Here is an 18,611-nt window from a genome sequence, read left to right as displayed (position 1 = left end):
GAGGCCTTTGATATGAGTAAAGATTTTATCTTACCAGACATCGGCGAAGGTATTGTCGAGTGCGAGATCGTTGAGTGGCTCGTTAAAGAAGGTGACAGCATTAAAGAAGATCAGCCGGTTGTTGATGTGATGACCGATAAAGCTTTAGTGCAGATCCCGGCCAAAGAAGATGGTGTTGTTGCGAAGTTATATTACGAAAAAGGTGATATCGCCAAGGTTCATGAGCCTTTGTTCGCAATTGATAGTGGTGCAGGAGACACGGCGGAAAAGCCGTCTGCACCTGAGCCGAAACAAGAGTCAGCACCAGCGCAAAACAATACTGAAAGTAGCGTTACCGACTTTATTTTGCCTGATATCGGTGAAGGTATCGTTGAGTGCGAAATCGTTGAATGGCAAGTGAAAGAAGGCGATAGCATCAAAGAAGACCAGCCGGTTGTTGATGTGATGACCGATAAAGCCTTGGTGCAAATACCCGCAAAAGAAGATGGTGTCGTTGAAAAGCTTTATTACAAGCAAGGTGATATTGCTAAGGTGCATGAGCCATTATTTGCGATTCGTGTTGCAGGCAGTTCAACTAACACAACGTCTGCTGAATCAAAACCAGCAGCACCAAGTTCATCATCTGCTTCAACTGCGACACACGCGCAAGCTGGAAGTGCTGTAGCGCCAACGGCTGCGCGTCAAGGGAAAGCGATTGCGAGCCCAGCAGTGCGCCGTCGTGCACGTGAGCTTGATGTAGATATCAGCCAGGTGTCAGGCTCCGGCGCGAAGGGTCGCGTCATGAAAGAGGATGTTGAAGCATTCGCCAATGGTGAGCAAGCTGCGCCAGCAACGGCTGCGGCAAATACTGCCACTGTAACAGAAACGAAAGCAGGCGGTACGCGTGTTGAACCAATTCGCGGCGTAAAAGCAGCTATGGCGAAACAAATGATGAAATCGGTAAGCACCATTCCGCATTTCACCTACGCCGATGAATTCGATTTGACCAACGTAATGGCATTGCAAAAGCAATTAAAAGAACGTTATGCCGACGACGGCATTCGCATCACCATGATGCCGTTTTTTATCAAAGCATTGTCGCTTGCGTTAAAAGAGTTCCCTGTGATGAATGCGCAGGTGAATGAGGACTGTACAGAAATCACGTATTTTGACGACCACAACATTGGTATGGCTGTCGATACCAAAATTGGCTTGTTAGTTCCGAATGTGAAGCAAGTGCAAAACAAGAGCATTATCGAGGTTGCGCAAGAAGTAACGCGCTTGACTCAAGCTGCTCGCGAAGGCCGCGTCGCTCAAGAAGATATGAAGGGTGGAACGATTTCTATCTCAAATATTGGGGTGATTGGTGGTACGGTGGCAACGCCTATCATTAATAAGCCTGAAGCCGCGATTGTTGCGCTTGGTAAAGTGCAAGAGTTGCCGCGGTTCGATGCAAATGGCAACGTGGTCGCGCGTAAGATCATGACTGCAAGTTGGTCTGGTGATCACCGTATTATCGATGGTGGAACTATTGCGCGCTTTAACAAACGTTGGCAGGAGTTCCTCGAAGACCCTACCAGCATGTTAGTGCACATGAAATAATGCTAACAGGTATTAGAAAGGCCGGCTCTGCTGGCCTTTTTTTATGAATAATTAAACTAAATTGCTAAAGCTCTGCGTATATGTGACGATAACTGTTGACTAGCTTCATTAAACGTAAAGGCAACTATGGACTTTCCTGATTCGATAAAGCAACAAACCTGCCGAGACTGCTTGAGTGGCGTGTCTTTAGGATTCGAAATTCGCATGGCGTTTCAGCCCATTGTGGATTGGCAGAAGAAGCAAATAGTTTCTTACGAAGCTTTAGTGCGAGGCCCCGAGGGACAGGGCGCGGGTTGGGTATTTGAACGAATAAATGAAAATAATCGTTACTACTTCGATCAAGCCTGCCGAGTAAAAGCCATTGAAACAGCAGCGCGTTTAGGATGCGAGACTTACTTGAATATCAACTTTTTACCAAATGCTGTTTATAACCCCGAAACATGTATTAAAGCCACTATAGAAGCGGCGGATATGTATGATTTTGATTTGACAAAATTGATATTTGAAGTAACTGAAAGTGAGCAAATTATAGATAAGGATCATCTTCAGCGTATTTTTAGCAGTTACTCTAAACGTGGCTTTAAAACGGCCATTGACGATTATGGTTCAGGTTTTTCCAGAATAGATTGGCTGACTGATTTGCGGCCTGACATTTTAAAACTCGACATGTTGTTAATACGTGACATTGAGCAATGTGAAGAAAAGCAAAAGGTGGTTCGAGACGTTGTAAAAATTTGCCAACTTCAAGGCTCACAAGTATTAGCTGAAGGTGTTGAGACCCAAGCTGAATTAGATTGCCTATTAAATCTTGGTATTCACTTGTTTCAAGGGTATTATTTAGCTAAGCCAGAACTTGAAGAACTGGCAGAGGTGCCATTTGATTCGTTGTAGATAAATGGTCAATAAAAATTATAAAACAGGGAGTGTAGAAAATGCACTTTTGGCGTTTGGGGATACTTGGCCTTGCTGCCATATTGAGTACCACTACGCTCGCATCTTTTCAATCACTCCCTCTCAGTCAGTCCCTAGAACAATCCTCAATTCCTCTAAACCAGTACGCTTTGCGTAGCTGGAATACACGCGATGGATTACCGCATAACTCAATCAACCGCATCACCCAGTCGCAGGAAGGTTATTTGTGGCTAGCAACATGGGAAGGCCCGGTTCGCTATAACGGTCGGTCGTTCAAAATTTACGATGATACGACAGTCACGAAAATGCGTGAATCAGGCGCATTAAGTGTTGAATACGATGCGTTACAGCAAAAGCTTATTTTTAGTGGGCCACGAGGAAGTGTGGTGACTTACGATAAGCAATCTTGGACGCCGCAAGTTATTGGCGCCAATTTTGTGTTTGATACTATTGTTGACCACAATAATATTCGCTGGGCGGCAACCGCGAAGGGCGTTTATCGATTATCTGATAACGGTAGCGCAGTGCACTATACAACAGCCGACGGGCTTCCCACTGATTTTACCTTTCGATTATTTGCGACACCTACTACCGGCGAACATGACGCGCGACTGTACGTCGGAACTCGCCGTGGCGCCGCGTATTTCGATGAAAAAACCGATTCTTTTATATTTCGGTAGACTCAATCTCGCAAGCACAGGTGCGCGCATTTACAAGGCTTAATAACGGAACGTTGATTGTCGCAAATGATGATGGGTTGTTCTATTTAGCACCCGAGGCTGATGATTTTGAGGCTTGGCCATATCCGATGAAAGATCGTGTCACCGCCCTCAGTGAAGCCAGCGATGGTTGTTTGTTGATTGGTACGTTTGCACGCGGTATCGGCCGACTTTGTCATGATTCAGAAGACTGGCTCAGTATTGAAAATGGACTTCCTAACTCACACGTTCTTGATATTTTCACAGAACAAAATGGCACCATTTGGATAGGGACTCACGGTGGGCTGGTTCAGATACGTGAAGCTTTGTTCCGCAGCTTTACGCCAAATCATGGCCTTAGAGGTGCATACGTTCGTTCGGTTAATACCGATAGCGCTGGGCATATTTGGGTGGGCACAAATGATGGTATCAGTCGTCAACTCAGCAGTGAAAGTGGCGCTATCGCTTTTGAAGCCGTTAATGGCGACCCTCAACTTGCCGCACTATCGGTGCTAAGTCTGGCTCATGGCGACACTGATGTTGTCTATATTGGCAGTTATACGGAAGGATTGTTTCAGCTGACCAACGGCAAAGTTACTGCCCGTTTGAATCGAAAGCTCGGCCTTGCGAGCAATGAAATACGCGTCGTTTTACCTATGTCGCAAACCGATTTGATCTTGGTTGGCACAGCGAAAGGATTATATTTGGTCAGAAGCTCGCTAGGTTCGCTCGATGTAGTGCGCCACTATACTGTTGCTGATGGTATGGCGGCTGATTTTGTGTCGTCGGTTACTATTGATGGCAATGGCGCATTATGGGTGAGCTCGACACAATCTTTAAGTTATTTCCGCCCACTAAGCGACGGGACTTGGCAGCCAGAACCTATTGAACTTGCCACATTTACTGGCGCGAGCAACATTTTTTCAGGCACCTTTCATAATAATCGTATCTGGTTTGCCACCGATCACGGTATGTTGTCGCGTTCTTTAAATGGAAATGATTGGCAATGGCTATCGCGTCGCGACGGCTTGCCTTTTGATAAGACCTTTACGATTAATTTTGATGCTGACGATAACCTCTGGCTTGGCGGTGCACGAGGCATTTTGCGTATCGCAAAGAGTGACCTTGAAAAGTGGATGATTGATAATCGGGTTACCATTAACTACCAGTTATTCACCGAGGTTGATGGCATGGTCAGTCGACAACTGACTACTGGAGGACCGGCGTCGATTATCGATAAGCATGGACGGTTGTGGTTTGCATCTGCGCTTGGTGCAGTGATGGTCGACCCACGAGTGGTAGCAGAATACAACAGCCATGCGCCGGCCCCGATTATTGAGTCGATAACGACGGATAACGGTGAACTAGGGACTGATAAACGAATTGAAGCAGGTAATACACGCACTGAGTTTCGTTATGTTGCGCTCGGCTATCACATGCCGGAAGCCTTGCTGTATCAAGTTAAGCTAGTTGGTTATGATTTGCATTGGATTAACCGCGGCAATCAATTAGAAACGGCATACACTGCGCTACCGCCGGGCGATTACGAGTTTATGGTGCGCAGTCGTTATCCGGGTGGGGATTGGTCTGAAGCCACGCGTTTTACCCTACACAAATCAGCATTCTTTTATCAACAGCCATGGTTTTGGTTTACTTTCTCACTAACCGTGATTGCGTTCGTGAGTATTGCGTTGCACTTGCGTATTCGTACGCTGCAATACACCAAACGCCGTTTACAGCGCTTAGTTCAGAAAAAGACACAAGAGCTTGAAGCGATGGCTCTGCGAGATTCATTAACAGGGCTGGCGAATCGTCGCTCATTTGACCAGCAACTCGATCATGAATTACACAATAGCCGCCGCTATGGTACACCATTGAGTGTGGCGCTTATTGATATCGATTATTTCAAACAAATTAACGATACCTACTTACATACGGGCGGTGATGAAGTGCTGAAGCACGTCGCAAAGCTGCTACAGAGCCTTGTTCGTGAAGTTGATGGCGTTGCCCGTTGGGGGGGGGAAGAGTTTGCGATTATTTTCCCACAAACACGAATAAGCGATGCATTGCAAGTGCTTGAGCGGATTCGCGTGGCGATTGAAAAGTTACGTATTGCCAAGTTTGAGCAAGCGAGAATTACAGTCAGTATTGGTGTTACGGAATTAAGTAAAGAAGAGAGCTCTGCAGAGTTATTAAAACATGCTGACAGAGCTCTATATCTGGCAAAAGAGCAGGGACGTAATTGTATCGTTACCGATTAGCGATCATGCGTCGCACAAGCGCTGGGAAAAAGCGTTGTAGAAACGGGGCAAGCTTTGAGAGTCCTGAGCCAACCACTACTTCTGCTTTTTGTTTCGCAATCGCTTCGAGTGACTTGCGTGCGCATTCTTCGGCTGAAATACCGCCGGCATTATCCGGATCTTCATGACCCAATACAGAGCCGTCACCAGTTAATGAATTATGTGCCACTTGCGTATTGATAAAGCCAGGTAAAATGGATGTGACGGTTAAACCGTACTGTGCCATTTCAGCGCGTAGTGAATCCATAAAACCGATAACGCCAAATTTCGCGCCGTTATAGCCGCTGCGTAGTTTGGTTCCGACTTTGCCGGCGACGCTTGAAACAGTCACGATTTGCCCAGAGCGACGCTCGACCATTCGGGGCAACACCAGCTTGGTAAGCGCAATGACACCAAAATAATCGATTTCCATCAGTTGCCGATACACTTTCATATCGGTTTCTAAAATTAGCGAGCGTTGTGAAACACCAGCATTGTTGATGAGAATATCGATCACTTGGTCACCGAGTATCTCCTTAGCTTGAGCTGCCGCCTGTTCGGGCTGACTCAAATCAAGCGCTAATACTTGATGGCGTTCAGGATGCGCCAGTGATTGACGTACCTGTTCAAGTGCATCTTGGCGCCGCGAGGTCAGAATCAAGTGAGCACCGGCATGCGCCAATTGTTGCGCCATGGCTAAACCGATGCCTGAAGAGGCACCGGTTAGCCAAACGGTTTTACCTTGGAAGTAACTCATGAGTTATTAGCCTGCTGGGTAAACGTAATTTGCTTGGAAGCCAAGCGGAATACCAATCATCCAGTAAATGATTAAGAAGGCTGACCAAACGACTAATAACGTCAATGTAAACGGCAACATCATGGCAACCAATGAACCGATACCGGTACTCTTAACATAACGCTGGCAATACAACACCACGAGCGGGAAGTAAGGCAACAATGGGGTGATGATATTACTGATGGAGTCACCGACACGATACGCCGCTTGGGTTAAATCTGGTGAATAACCGAGCTGCATCAACATCGGTACAAAAATTGGTGAAATCAATGCCCATTTGGCTGAGGCAGAACCAATAAACAAGTTGATAAACGCAACCAAAATGATAATACCTACCATGGTCACGCCGCCGCTTAATTGCAGCGAACTTAAGAATTGAGCCCCTTTAATTGATATTAGGGTACCGAGGTTTGAATCGCCGAAAGCTTTAATAAATAAGGCACAGAAGAACGCCATAACCATATAGTAGGCCATATCTTCCATTGATTTCGACATCGCTTTTATGACGTCTTGTGAGTTCTTGAAGCTACCAGAAATATACCCATGCACGATGCCCGGGATAATAAACAGCAAGAAAATCAACGGGACGATCATTTGCATAAGCGGGGCAGTGAATGATGCTAACTCACCGCTTGCATCCGCTAGAGGTGTATTCTCGGCAGAAGCAGCGAAATACAATGCAACGAGGCCTAGCGCCATAGTCAGCACACCCGCATAAAACGCTTTACGATCGCGCGGAGTAACATCATCAAGTGCTGGCATATCTTCTTGATCACCATCAATGCGAGCAGTGCGCTGTAGGCGTGGTTCAATGACGCGATCAGTTAAGTACCACCCAACAATAACCACAACGATTGATGAAGCTGCGGTAAAGAAATAGTTATTCAATGGGTTTAACTGAATGGCTGGATCGAGAATCTGTGCCGCGCTTTGCGTAAAGCCTTGTAATAACGGGTCGATTGCCGACGGCACAAAGTTTGCGCTAAAGCCGCCAGAAACACCGGCAAAGGCAGCCGCAATACCCGCTAGTGGATGCCGACCAGCCGCATAGAAAATCACACCGCCCAACGGAATAACTAGAACATAACCAGCATCTACAGCCGTATGACTAACGATGGCTACCAGAATCAATACTGGGGTTAATAACATTTTCGGCGTGACGTTCAGCATGAGTTTAATGGCAACGTTAATAAAGCCACTGCGCTCAGCAACACCGACACCCAACATAGCGACAAGCACCACGCCTAAGGGTGCAAACCCCATGAAAGTACCAACCATGTTGGCTAAAAAGTCTGCCATTTGGTCGCCGGCTAGCAAATTCGTAATGCCGACATTTTCTCCGGTAAGCGGGTGAACAGCGTCGAATTCAATGCCAGAAAGCAGATAACTGAATACCCAAACGATGATCAGCAAGCCAAAAAACATGACCGCTGGATCAGGAAGCTTATTACCGACTTTCTCAACCTTATCAAGCATGCGGTTGAGAAAGGTACCTGAGTCGTTCGAATCACTCATGAGGAAACCCCTTGTTGTATTGTTATTATGTATGAGACGAAAGTATCATACCGTATCAACCAGCAACAACAAGACGAAAAACATGATTTGTGGAACAGACGAAGCAGGGCGCGGGCCTATCGCCGGACCCGTAGTAGCGGCTGCGGTCATACTTGACCCGAATAACCCAATCGCCGGAATTAACGACTCGAAGAAGTTGTCTGAAAAAAAGCGTGAAGCGCTAAGCGTCGAAATAAAAGAAAAGGCACTATATTGGGCGATCGCGCAATGTGATGCGGACGAAATCGATGCGCTTAATATTCTCCAGGCGTCGCTGTTAGCGATGAAGCGAGCGGTTGAAGCGCTGCCGGTGCAACCCGACAAAGTACTCGTTGACGGTAATAAACTGCCACAATTAAATGTTCCGGCAGAAGCAATCGTCGGTGGCGATGCGATTGAAGCATGTATTGGCGCGGCGTCGATTCTGGCAAAGGTAGAACGCGACCGCCAAATGTTGGCGTGGCACGAACTCTATCCACATTATGATTTCGCCAAACATAAGGCGTATCCAACCAAAGCACATTTAGAAGCGCTTGCTGCGCATGGGCCGTGTCCGGTTCATCGGAAAAGCTTTGGCCCCGTAGCGCGGCATCTTGCGGCTACATGCACACCTGACGAATAAGAGCACGTAGTTGGTTTTGTGCAGGTGCAATTTCATCGATTTGGATAAATTCATCCGGTTGATGTGCCTGCGCAATATTGCCTGGACCCATCACAATAGTCTGGCAACCGAGCGCTTGCACAAATGGCGCTTCGGTACAGTAGTTCGCAGGTTGAGCTGCGTTACCGGTTAGTTCACTGGCTAAACGCACAATTTCCGCATCTTTGTCACAACGATAGCCAGGCACGGGTTCATGCATGTGTTCAAGACATACAGCACCTGGATATTGCGCTTTAACTTCAGCTAACCGTTGATCAATTAAGCCGTATAGCTCAGTTATATTCATCCCTGGTAGAGGGCGCATATCAATATGCAGCTCGCAACACGCGCAAATGCGGTTGGCGGCGTCACCACCGTGAATTGCTCCGAAGTTTAGCGTTGGGTAAGGTACTTCAAAAGCGTCGTCGTGATAGCGTTGCTGAAACTCCTTTTGTATTCCGCGAAGTTCAGTGATGACATCATGCATGACTTCAATAGCGTTAATACCCGCCGCAGGGTTTGAGCTGTGTCCTGATTTTCCGGTAATACGTACGGCTTCGGTCATGTGGCCTTTGTGGGTAATCACCGGCGTCATTGAAGTTGGTTCGCCAATGACGGCAAAGTCGGGCTTTAAATGACCAAACGCATCAAGTTCTCGTGCACCGGCCATGGTCGTTTCTTCGTCGGCGGTTGCAAGAATATAGAGTGGTTTTTTCAATTGGCGGAGGTCAGTGCTCCGCAGCGCTTCAATAACAAACGCGAAAAAGCCTTTCATATCAGCCGTACCAAGACCATATAAACGGCCATTATCTTCACGCAGTTTAAACGGGTCTTGGGTCCAACGGCCTTCGTCCCATGGTACTGTATCGGTGTGTCCAGCTAACATTAAGCCGCCCGATTCAGCATCTTCGGGAATGTAATGAGCAAGCAGATTAAATTTACCAGCCTGATGGTCTAATTCGTGAACATCGATTTGAAAACCGAGACATTCGAGCCATGTTGCCAATTTATCGATAACCGGCTTGTTACTTGTATCCCAACTTGGATCGAGGCAGGACACGGAAGGAATCGCGACAAGATCGCGATACATTTGAATAAAACTAGGAAGCTGCGGCACATCGAATCTCCAAAACAACCATCAATGTGCCACAGCATAGCGCATTTAATTAAAAGTGATAACTACCGCGGAAGCGAACACCATCACCATATTCACTATCTTGATAGCCAACACCCACAGATAGGTTAGAATCAATGTAATAATTCACGCCAAACTGATACTGGTTGTCGCTACCGGCATCGGTGTAATCAACCCAGCCAATACCACCATAAAACTCGAACTGTTCGATGCGCTGGCGCAGATTACCTTCAACGCCCCAGAAGTTGCTATCAACAGCACCGAAATCAACGTTACCAGCGCGCACGCCAACATCTGCAGTTAGGCCGCTACTGAGCCAAAAATAGCGGCTCAATTTAATGCTCAATGCGTCACTGCTACTGCCCGCATCATTATCGAAGTTGCGATAATAACCACTGACTACATATGGCGATTTGAATTCATACGAACCTTCAACGACAATGCTGTCGCCGCCATCATGATCAGATACCCCAATACCAAAGTAATTATATGTAGCATTACCGCGATATTGCGTCTGATTCTGTTGCGTTTGTGCATGCGCAGTACCTGCAAAAACGATACCTGCGGTCAATAATGCGACAGAAAGAACACTGTGTTGCAATTTCATCGTGATTTACCTCACTTTTTGCTAGAATCTGCAAATTACGGTAGCAACTTAAAAATGTAAGCAAAAGGCGGTTTACGCAAGATTTACCCTTGTCTAGACAGGCTAAAATCCTTAGCATATACGCCTATTTTGATATCTTCATTCCCTAGGAAAAATGTTTCATGAAATCCATTCCGCATATTGATATGAGCCTTTATGGTCAAGACTTTGATGCTTTTGCACAACACGTTGGCGAAGGCTATGAAGCCAATGGTTTTGTCGCATTGACGAAGCACGGTATTGACCAGCAACTAATTGAAGATGCGTTGGATATTTCGCGTGAATTATTTGCGCTTCCAGAAGCGGTGAAAAAGCAATATCACATTCCTGGTGGCGGTGGCGCACGTGGTTACACGCCGTTTGGTACTGAGATTGCCAAAGATGCGAAACATGTCGATTTAAAAGAGTTTTGGCACGTCGGGCGCGAAATCGAAGGGGAGCCACCGTTCCCACAATTAACACCTAACGTGTGGCCACAAGAAGTTCCGGAGTTCAAAGGTAAAATTCTAAAACTCTATGAAGCACTGGATGCTTTGGGGCTTCGTGTATTAGAAGCGCTTGCCGTGTACCTCAAGCAGCCGCGCGACTTCTTTAACGATAAAGTGAACCTTGGCAACTCAATTTTGCGTCCGCTACATTATCCACCAATTATTGACGAGGGTACGCCGTCTGTTCGTGCTGGTGCACATGAAGACATCAACGTACTCACATTGTTGGTTGGCTCGCGCGAACCTGGTCTCGAAGTTTTGGCAAAAGATGGCTCGTGGATTCCTGTAACGATTATTGAAGGCGCAATTATTTGTAACGTCGGCGATATGTTGCAGCGCTTAACAAATGGTGTTTTACCCTCAACCACGCACCGCGTCGTCAACCCGCCGGCGCCGTATAGCCATAAATCACGTTATTCAATTCCGTTCTTCTTGCACTTTAATCCAGATGTGATGATCACGCCGCTGGCAAGCTGTATCTCCGATGAAAATCCGCAGCGTTTTGAGCCAATCAGCTCGCATGATTATTTGATGGAGCGTCTGCGCGAAATCGGCTTAGTGAAGTAAAACACAAAGACGATATTAGATAATGGATATTGGATATTAGAAAAAGGCTAAAAACTTAGTCGCAAATATCTAATATCAAATAGCTAGTAGCTGTTTTTAAAAGGGGTGAGAATGAGAAACTTGGGAAGCATTTTATTGGGCAGTATACTGCTGGCTGGATGCGCGCATTTACCGGAGCCGCAACCCTTTCAGCTAACCGTTGCCCATGTCAATGATCATCACTCTCATCTTCTGCCAATGGAGCGTACAGCACTTGTTGTTGATGGTGAAACACATCGTGTTGAAACCGGTGGGTTTGCCCGCGTTGCGACACAAATCGAATCAATCCGGGCCAACAATGAGAACGTGCTAGCGCTGCACGCTGGCGATGCGATTACTGGCACGTTGTTTTACACCTTGTTTGATGGTGCGGCCGATGCTGCACTCATGAACCTCGTTTGTTTTGACGCGTTCGCTTTAGGCAATCATGAGTTTGATAATGGTGACGCGGGGCTGAAGCGTTTTCTGGATGCGTTGAGTTTAAGTTCGTGCGGCACCGTTGTGCTTGGCGCGAATGTTGAACCGGAGGTGGGCGTATCGCCGTTGACGCCGAAAACGCATTGGGACAGCTTTAAACCTTATGCAGTTTACGACATGGGGGGCGAGCGAGTTGGGATAATCGGTCTCGACATTGCCATCAAAACCAAGAATTCATCACAACCCGATAAAACCACCATGTTTGCCGATGAATACGACACTGCACAGTATTACATCAATGAGTTGCGTGGGCTTGGTATCGAGAAAATCGGCTTACTCACGCATATTCAATACCGTAATGATTTGACCCTAGCTGAGCGTCTACCAGCGGTTGATTTTGTGATTGGCGGTGATTCTCATACATTGCTTGGTGATTACGGGCGTTTTGGGCTACCAAGTGTGGGGCCGTATCCAATGCAAGTTACCAATGCTGATGGCGGACAAGTCTGTATTGCGCATGCTTGGCAGTACAGCCAAGTGGTCGGTGAGTTAGCGATAACGTTTGATGGTGACCAAGTAGCCGATTGTGGTGGACAAGCCCACTTTCTAGTTGCAGAAGACGCACCTGAAGCACTGCAAAAATTCCCACAGTTTAGTGCAGTCAAAGAACATCCCGATGCTGTTGCCATGATTGCGCAATATCAAACTAAATTAGATGAATTGACCCAACAAGTGATTGGTATGGTTAACGAACGCTTGTGCATCAAACGTATGGGGCCATTGATGTCAGCTGAGTGTGGCATGGGACGTCAATCAGACGCACATCGGGTTGTTGCGGAAGCGTTCTTGGCCAGTGCACCACAAGCCGATTTTGCCTTACAGAATGGCGGTGGCGTGCGCCGAGAGATTAATGCAGGGGAGTTAACTGTTGCCGATGCTTATAGCTTGTTGCCGTTTGCGAATACTTTAGTTGAAATACAAATCACCGGCGCAGAAGTGAAACAGGTTTTGGAACAAGCGCTAAGCTACGCCATTTCGGTAGGGGGCTCAGATGGCGCTTACCCACACGGCGCGGATATTCGTTTTGATGTTGATATGACGCAAGCCGATGGAGAGCGTGTTAGTGGCCTTGAAGTTCTATCTGAAGCGGGTTGGCAAACGTTACAAGAAGACACAACCTATACAATGATCACGAATAGCTTCCTAGCCGCAGGTAATGACGGTTGGGCGCTACTGGGAGAGCTCTCTGCACAAGGGCGTACCACCGATACCTACGTTAATTACGCACAATCATTTGTTGATTGGGCCCGTAAAACAAAAACAATAAAACGGCCGAATTCGCATAGCACCAAAAGCTATCGAGCGGCCGAACAATGACAGTATTCCACGTTTCCGACAAAGCTCGGTTTGACCTAACCGTCATCGTTCTCGCTCTATTAACGGCCTTCGGGCCGTTATCCATTGATATGTACCTGCCAGCGTTTGGCGACATTGCATCAAGCTTCTCGACCGATTCAAACCGAGTCGAGCTATCACTTACGTCGTTTTTTCTTGGTCTATTTATTGGCCAGCTACTTTACGGTACCGCTTCAGATCGATTTGGTCGTAAGCCACCGTTATATTTTGGCCTTGTGCTCTATGTTGTGACGTCCATTGCTTGCGCCTATGCGCCGAACCTGGAAAGCCTGATTGTATTGCGCTTTTTACAAGCTATCGGCTCTTGCGCCGGACTGGTTATCGCGCGGGCAATGGTACGTGATTTGTATACGCCTCAAGCCTCTGCACAGGTTTTTAGTTTTTTAATCTTGGTTATGGGTATAGCACCCATACTGGCGCCATTAGCGGGAGCCTACGTGACGGCGGCATGGGGATGGCAAGCCATTTTTATCATCGTCGCGAGTTTAGCCGTGGCATGTCTCGCCATCGTTCATGTGCGTCTGCCAGAAACGCGCGCACCCAATACGGCTGTAAGAATACGCTCAAGTTTGCCAATTTATTGGAGCGTTTTACGTGACCCATCGTTCTTACGCTATTCATTAAGTGGCGGCATTGCGCAATCGGGTATGTTTGCCTATATAACCGCATCGCCATTGGTATTTATTGAACATTTTGGTTTATCACCAACGCATTACAGCTGGTTGTTCGGTGCTAATGCAGTCGGCATTATTGGTATGGCGCAGTTAAACGCGTGGATATTGCGTCGCCGCGATTCCCGCAAGATTTTAAATAAATCGTTACCAGTACTGGGTGTTGTTTCGGTACTACTCATTATTGCGGGTTGGAATAATTTCGGGCTTATTGGCGTTCTGGTGCCATTATTCCTTTATGTCAGTACATTGGGCATGGTGTTCCCCAATGCGATGGCTGGCGCGCTTGCTGAACAGCAAGAACGGGCCGGTTCAGCATCGGCAGTCACCGGCAGTCTCCAATTCTTAATTGCAGGCTTAATTTCGGCGTTGGTGAATGTGTTGGGTCATCAGCACGAGTTGGCGATGGTATTTGTGATGGGCGGCTGCGGTTTGACGGCTGTTATCATCTATCGCCTCCTGCGTTGAAAACAACGGCGATATTAGCTATCGGATATTAGATATTAGAAAAGAAAGGCCGCTGGCAAATGCTCAGCGGCCTTTTTTGTTTTTAACTAATATCTAATATCCAATAGCTAATATCGTATTTGATCTTTTAAGGGTTGTAGTAGGTTGGGGTGTTGACGCCTACAGGCATATCCAATGCAAAAACCCACAAGAAGAATAAGCTCGCCCAACCAATTAAGAATACAATCGTATACGGCAACATCATTGCTATCATCGTGCCAATACCAGTGTCCTTCTTGTATCTCACTGCAACGGCAAGTATCAGGCCGAAATAACTCATCATTGGCGTAATAATATTGGTCACCGAGTCACCAATACGGTAAGCCGCTTGGATAACCTCTGGTGCGTAGCCGATAAGCATGAGCATTGGCACAAAAATTGGTGCGGTAATCGCCCATTGTGCTGATGCTGAACCAAGCATCAGGTTGACGAACGCGCACATCAAAATAAACAAGACAAACACCGATGGACCGGTTAGGCCAACTTCTTGCAAGAAGGTGGCGCCTTTGATGGCGAGAATGCTACCAAAGTTTGTCCAACCAAAGAACGCAACAAACTGAGCGGCAAAAAATACCAACACAATGTACATGCCCATGGTGCTCATGCTTTCGGACATGGCATCGATAACATCGCGGTCGCTACGCATGACTTTGGTGATTCGTCCGTATACATAACCGGGTACGGCGAAGGTAATAAAGATAAACGCAACAATGCCTTTTAGAAATGGCGAGCCAGCGACTTCGCCAGTTTCTGGATTACGCAGAATTCCCCATTCAGGCACGATGGTGAGCGCTAATAAAATACCCAAAATCAGGAAGCTGAGACCAGCGCCAATGAGTCCTTTTTTCTCTAATGATGAAAGTGCCTCAATTTTTTGCTCGCTGAGATTAATCGACGCCTCTTTCGGGTTGTATTTGCCTAGCTTAGGTTCAACGATTTTCTCAGTCACGATGGTACCCATAATCGCGATTAAGAATGTTGAGATAAACATGAAATACCAGTTCGCTTCAGGGCCAACATAGTATTCAGGGTCAATTATGTTCGCTGCTTTGGTGGTGATACCAGCAAGCAACGGATCGACTGTACCAATCAGTAAGTTAGCGCTATAGCCAGCAGATACGCCCGAGAATGCGGCGGCAAGACCAGCGAGAGGGTGACGCCCCAGAGAATGGAAAATCATCGCTGCAAGAGGAACCAATACAACGTAACCGAGTTCAGCGGCGGTATTTGAAACTACACCGGCAAAAACGACGGCAACGGTCACGGCACGCGGATGCGCATTCATCACTAAGCCGCGCATCGCTGCTGAAAGCATCCCTGAGCGCTCAGCAATGCCCACACCGAGCAAGGCAACCAATACCGTACCCAATGGGGTGAAGCCAGTAAAATTGGTGACAAGGCCAGTGACAATGCGTTGTAAGCCCTCAGCATTCAGTAAACTGACCACCTCAATCATTTCGCCACCTGGGCGTGGGTCTTGTGCGCTTAGGCCGAAGTAGCTGGCAACGCCACTTAAAATAACGATGCCGAGAGCAAATAAAGCGAACAAGGTGATTGGATGGGGTAGAAGGTTACCGAGCCATTCGACAGTGTCGAGAAAACGCGTAAATGCGCCGCGCTTTTCAGTTGGTTGTGAGGCTTGCGTCATGCAATTCCAGCTCCTGTATTTCGAGTTGTTTTATTGTAATAAGGGCCGAATTGTACACATAAAAAAGGCCAATCGCGAGGATTGGCCTTTGATTCAGGATAAGCAGTTGTTATGCCGCGTTATCTTGCTTTTTAACCGATGCTAACGCCACTTCGCGTGCATGTTTGCCGGCAATCAAATCTTCATGAGCGAAATCATCAACATTGATTACGCGCAGACGACCTTGCTCAGCGCGGCGTAATAAGTCGACTTCTTCGTCGCTGAGTACGCCAAGCTCTTTGCCTTTTTCCGCCACTTTATCTAGGAACATAAATGGCATACGGCGATCGTCGGCGGCTTTGCGAACACGGTCGAACAATGGTTCGGCAGCAATGATATCGCGCAACGTTTGTTCTAGGTAACCAAACTGACCTTCAGGTGCCAAGAACTGACCTTGACCTAAACGCTCGCGGCTCGCATTCGGCACTAATAAGATTTTAGCAACTTTGCTATCTAATTTATCCGAAGGGCGCTTCGCGATACGTCCAAACGGATACATAATCGCTTTCATGGTTTTACCCACGGCACCAAAGTTATCTAATAATGCCAACTGGCTTTCTTGTAACTTGTACAAGGTATCCTGTAAGGCCCAATGTACCAGCGGCAAGTCGTCTTTTTGACGGCCTTCGTCTTCAAAGCGTTTTAACGTAGCTGAGGCAATAAATAAGTAGCTCAACATGTCGCCTAAGCGCGCAGAAATACGCTGTTTACGCTTCAATGAACCGCCCAATACGCCCATCGCAACGTCTGAAAGCAACGCTAAATTGGCGCTAAAGCGGTTCATTTGTTTGTAGTACTTCGCAGTGCTGTCGCTAAACGGTGCACTAGTGAAGCGCCAGAAACCTAAACCGAGTACTAACGAACGCACAAAGTTGCTCATACCGAAACCAATATGGCCCCAAATTGCTTTGTCGAAACGCTTCAAACCTTCTGCATTGGTTTCAGCTGACGCCAGCATTTCTTCCAACACGTAAGGATGACAACGAATTGCACCCTGACCGTAGATCATTAAGTTACGGGTAAGAATGTTTGCGCCTTCTACCGTAATTGCGACCGGTACACCCTGGTAACCGCGGCCTAGGTAGTTATTCGGACCTAAACAGATACCTTTACCACCGTGGATATCCATCGCGTCATCCATACATGCACGTAATTTCTCGGTCATGTGGTACTTCGCAATGGCTGAAATCACCGATGGCTTCTCGCCCAAGTCGATTCCTTTGGTAGAGAATGAGGTAACAGCATCCATCAAGTAGGCATTACCACCAATACGTGCCAATGCTTCTTGTACGCCTTCCATTTTACCAACAGGTAAGCGGAACTGACGACGAATGTAAGAGTACGCACCTGTAGCAAGCGCGATAGATTTCACACCACCAGCACTGTTTGAAGGCAAGGTAATTGCACGACCAACCGACAAACATTCAACCAGCATACGCCAGCCTTTACCGGCCATTTCTGGGCCACCAATAATATAATCGAGTGGAACGAATACATCTTTACCGCGCACTGGACCATTTTGGAATGGCACGTTCAGTGGGAAGTGACGACGACCCGTTTCAACACCTTTGGTATCATGCGGAATCAATGCGGCAGTGATGCCGAGCTCTTCTTTGTCGCCGAGCAACTTGTCAGGGTCTGACAATTTAAATGCTAAACCAAGCACTGTAGCCACTGGCGCAAGCGTGATATAGCGCTTGTTGAAGTTTAAGCGAATACCGACAATTTCTTTGCCTTCCCATTCACCCTTACAGATAACACCAGTGTCAGGAATCGAGCCTGCATCTGACCCAGCTTCTGGGCTCGTTAACGCAAAGCATGGGATTTCCTGACCGTTAGCTAAGCGAGGTAAATAGTAATCTTTCTGCTCTTTCGTACCATAATGCTGTAATAATTCACCCGGACCAAGCGAGTTAGGTACGCCGACTGTTGATGCCAAAATAGTGCTCACACCAGCAAGTTTTTGTAGCACACGCGATTGCGCGTATGCAGAAAACTCCAAGCCGCCGTATTCTTTTTTGATGATCATGGCGAAGAATTTATGATCTTTCAGATACTGCCAAACGTGCTCAGGCATATCTGCCAGCTCGTGGGTTGCTTCCCAGTCGTTCATCATTTTGCAGATTTCTTCACAAGGACCGTCTAAAAACGCTTGTTCTTCAGCGGTTAGTTCAGCTTTTTGAATACTGTGTAGATTCTTCCACGTTGGTGCGCCGCGAAATAGTTCGCCTTCCCACCAAGTGGTACCCGCATCAATTGCATCTTTTTCAGTTTCTGAAATTTCTGGCATAACTTTGCGGTAAGCATTGAGAATTCCCTTCGACAGCACACCACGGCGGAATGGGGTGAGGTTCAAAGGCACTAAAACTAATGCTAATAAAATCCACAGCACTGGGCCGACGATGTCGAACCAGCTACCAATGGCGAACATACCCACAATGCCAAGGCTCGTGACGAGCAATGAACTGCGGTAATACAAAAAGCCACCTAAGACTAGCAAGGTAGCAATAACCCATAAGGCAATGCTCATGTTTTTAACTCCGTTGTTCTACTAGAGGTCTGACCAGTAATTTGTACG

14 protein-coding genes are annotated in these 18,611 nt (G+C 47.1%); 8 read left to right on the top strand and 6 right to left on the bottom strand.

Annotated elements, in window-relative coordinates:
* The first annotated feature begins 12 nt into the window (after positions 1-12).
* The 4 genes from CWI82_RS07750 to CWI82_RS07735 all read left to right on the top strand — a co-directional run bounded on the left by CWI82_RS07750 (position 13) and on the right by CWI82_RS07735 (position 5,452).
* Positions 13-1,581, top strand: a complete 1,569-nt coding sequence (locus CWI82_RS07750) for a dihydrolipoyllysine-residue acetyltransferase (protein ID WP_092854350.1) — start codon at positions 13-15, stop codon at positions 1,579-1,581.
* Between the two features lie 126 nt (positions 1,582-1,707).
* The gene (locus tag CWI82_RS07745) at positions 1,708-2,472 is read left to right on the top strand and encodes an EAL domain-containing protein (protein WP_130203083.1); all 765 of its coding nucleotides are present in this window, start codon (positions 1,708-1,710) and stop codon (positions 2,470-2,472) included.
* Positions 2,473-2,513: 41 nt separating this feature from the next.
* Complete coding sequence (locus tag CWI82_RS07740) at positions 2,514-3,173, top strand: two-component regulator propeller domain-containing protein (RefSeq protein ID WP_130203082.1); 660 nt, start codon at positions 2,514-2,516, stop codon at positions 3,171-3,173.
* A 20-nt stretch (positions 3,174-3,193) separates the two neighbouring features.
* Positions 3,194-5,452 carry a ligand-binding sensor domain-containing diguanylate cyclase gene (locus CWI82_RS07735; RefSeq protein WP_130203081.1) on the top strand — a complete coding sequence of 753 codons (2,259 nt, stop codon included), beginning with the start codon at positions 3,194-3,196 and terminating at the stop codon, positions 5,450-5,452.
* Here the strand turns inward: CWI82_RS07735 and CWI82_RS07730 are convergent.
* A complete protein-coding gene (locus CWI82_RS07730) occupies positions 5,442-6,227 on the bottom strand; it encodes an SDR family oxidoreductase (RefSeq protein ID WP_092854356.1) in 786 nt (261 codons plus the stop codon). The two genes, CWI82_RS07735 and CWI82_RS07730, sit on opposite strands and share 11 nt — an antisense overlap.
* 6 nt (positions 6,228-6,233) lie before the next feature.
* Positions 6,234-7,781, bottom strand: coding sequence for an AbgT family transporter (locus tag CWI82_RS07725; protein ID WP_092854358.1), 1,548 nt, complete (start codon positions 7,779-7,781; stop codon positions 6,234-6,236).
* An 82-nt stretch (positions 7,782-7,863) separates the two neighbouring features.
* On the opposite strand from CWI82_RS07725, the gene rnhB reads away from it, so the two are divergent.
* A complete protein-coding gene (rnhB, locus tag CWI82_RS07720) occupies positions 7,864-8,442 on the top strand; it encodes a ribonuclease HII (protein ID WP_130203080.1) in 579 nt (192 codons plus the stop codon).
* Here rnhB and argE read toward each other — a convergent pair.
* A complete protein-coding gene (gene argE / locus CWI82_RS07715) occupies positions 8,420-9,550 on the bottom strand; it encodes an acetylornithine deacetylase (RefSeq protein WP_407681425.1) in 1,131 nt (376 codons plus the stop codon). The genes rnhB and argE overlap by 23 nt on opposite strands.
* Before the next feature lie 76 nt (positions 9,551-9,626).
* The gene (locus CWI82_RS07710) at positions 9,627-10,202 is read right to left on the bottom strand and encodes a hypothetical protein (RefSeq protein ID WP_092854364.1); all 576 of its coding nucleotides are present in this window, start codon (positions 10,200-10,202) and stop codon (positions 9,627-9,629) included.
* A gap of 161 nt (positions 10,203-10,363) precedes the next feature.
* On the opposite strand from CWI82_RS07710, the gene CWI82_RS07705 reads away from it, so the two are divergent.
* The 3 genes from CWI82_RS07705 to CWI82_RS07695 all read left to right on the top strand — a co-directional run bounded on the left by CWI82_RS07705 (position 10,364) and on the right by CWI82_RS07695 (position 14,307).
* Complete coding sequence (locus CWI82_RS07705) at positions 10,364-11,296, top strand: isopenicillin N synthase family dioxygenase (protein WP_092854366.1); 933 nt, start codon at positions 10,364-10,366, stop codon at positions 11,294-11,296.
* Between the two features lie 111 nt (positions 11,297-11,407).
* Positions 11,408-13,129, top strand: a complete 1,722-nt coding sequence (locus CWI82_RS07700; RefSeq protein WP_130203079.1) for a 5'-nucleotidase C-terminal domain-containing protein — start codon at positions 11,408-11,410, stop codon at positions 13,127-13,129.
* On the top strand, positions 13,126-14,307 hold the full coding sequence (locus tag CWI82_RS07695) for a multidrug effflux MFS transporter (RefSeq protein ID WP_092854369.1): 1,182 nt from the start codon (positions 13,126-13,128) through the stop codon (positions 14,305-14,307). Before CWI82_RS07700 ends, CWI82_RS07695 begins: the two co-directional genes overlap by 4 nt.
* 127 nt (positions 14,308-14,434) lie before the next feature.
* Here the strand turns inward: CWI82_RS07695 and CWI82_RS07690 are convergent, their stop codons facing one another.
* Positions 14,435-15,994 carry an AbgT family transporter gene (locus tag CWI82_RS07690; protein ID WP_092854371.1) on the bottom strand — a complete coding sequence of 520 codons (1,560 nt, stop codon included), beginning with the start codon at positions 15,992-15,994 and terminating at the stop codon, positions 14,435-14,437.
* Positions 15,995-16,103: 109 nt separating this feature from the next.
* Complete coding sequence (fadE, locus tag CWI82_RS07685; RefSeq protein WP_092854373.1) at positions 16,104-18,563, bottom strand: acyl-CoA dehydrogenase FadE; 2,460 nt, start codon at positions 18,561-18,563, stop codon at positions 16,104-16,106.
* Between the last annotated feature and the right edge of the window lie 48 nt (positions 18,564-18,611).

It is taken from the genome of Pseudidiomarina tainanensis, from assembly GCF_004214835.1.
GTDB classification, from domain to species: Bacteria; Pseudomonadota; Gammaproteobacteria; order Enterobacterales; family Alteromonadaceae; genus Pseudidiomarina; species Pseudidiomarina tainanensis.
The sequence above is the reverse complement of the archived record's forward strand: the minus strand, read 5'-3'. Positions and strand labels throughout refer to the sequence as shown.

Excerpts from the sequence above, each read along its gene's own strand:
- CWI82_RS07750 (WP_092854350.1), top strand. The coding sequence starts at position 13 with ATGAGTAAAGATTTTATCTTACCAGACATCGGCGAAGGTATTGTCGAG.
- CWI82_RS07745 (WP_130203083.1), top strand. The coding sequence starts at position 1,708 with ATGGACTTTCCTGATTCGATAAAGCAACAAACCTGCCGAGACTGCTTG.
- CWI82_RS07740 (WP_130203082.1), top strand. The coding sequence starts at position 2,514 with ATGCACTTTTGGCGTTTGGGGATACTTGGCCTTGCTGCCATATTGAGT.
- CWI82_RS07730 (WP_092854356.1), bottom strand. The coding sequence starts at position 6,227 with ATGAGTTACTTCCAAGGTAAAACCGTTTGGCTAACCGGTGCCTCTTCA.
- CWI82_RS07725 (WP_092854358.1), bottom strand. The coding sequence starts at position 7,781 with ATGAGTGATTCGAACGACTCAGGTACCTTTCTCAACCGCATGCTTGAT.
- rnhB (WP_130203080.1), top strand. The coding sequence starts at position 7,864 with ATGATTTGTGGAACAGACGAAGCAGGGCGCGGGCCTATCGCCGGACCC.
- argE (WP_407681425.1), bottom strand. The coding sequence starts at position 9,550 with ATGTATCGCGATCTTGTCGCGATTCCTTCCGTGTCCTGCCTCGATCCA.
- CWI82_RS07710 (WP_092854364.1), bottom strand. The coding sequence starts at position 10,202 with ATGAAATTGCAACACAGTGTTCTTTCTGTCGCATTATTGACCGCAGGT.
- CWI82_RS07705 (WP_092854366.1), top strand. The coding sequence starts at position 10,364 with ATGAAATCCATTCCGCATATTGATATGAGCCTTTATGGTCAAGACTTT.
- CWI82_RS07700 (WP_130203079.1), top strand. The coding sequence starts at position 11,408 with ATGAGAAACTTGGGAAGCATTTTATTGGGCAGTATACTGCTGGCTGGA.
- CWI82_RS07695 (WP_092854369.1), top strand. The coding sequence starts at position 13,126 with ATGACAGTATTCCACGTTTCCGACAAAGCTCGGTTTGACCTAACCGTC.
- CWI82_RS07690 (WP_092854371.1), bottom strand. The coding sequence starts at position 15,994 with ATGACGCAAGCCTCACAACCAACTGAAAAGCGCGGCGCATTTACGCGT.
- fadE (WP_092854373.1), bottom strand. The coding sequence starts at position 18,563 with ATGAGCATTGCCTTATGGGTTATTGCTACCTTGCTAGTCTTAGGTGGC.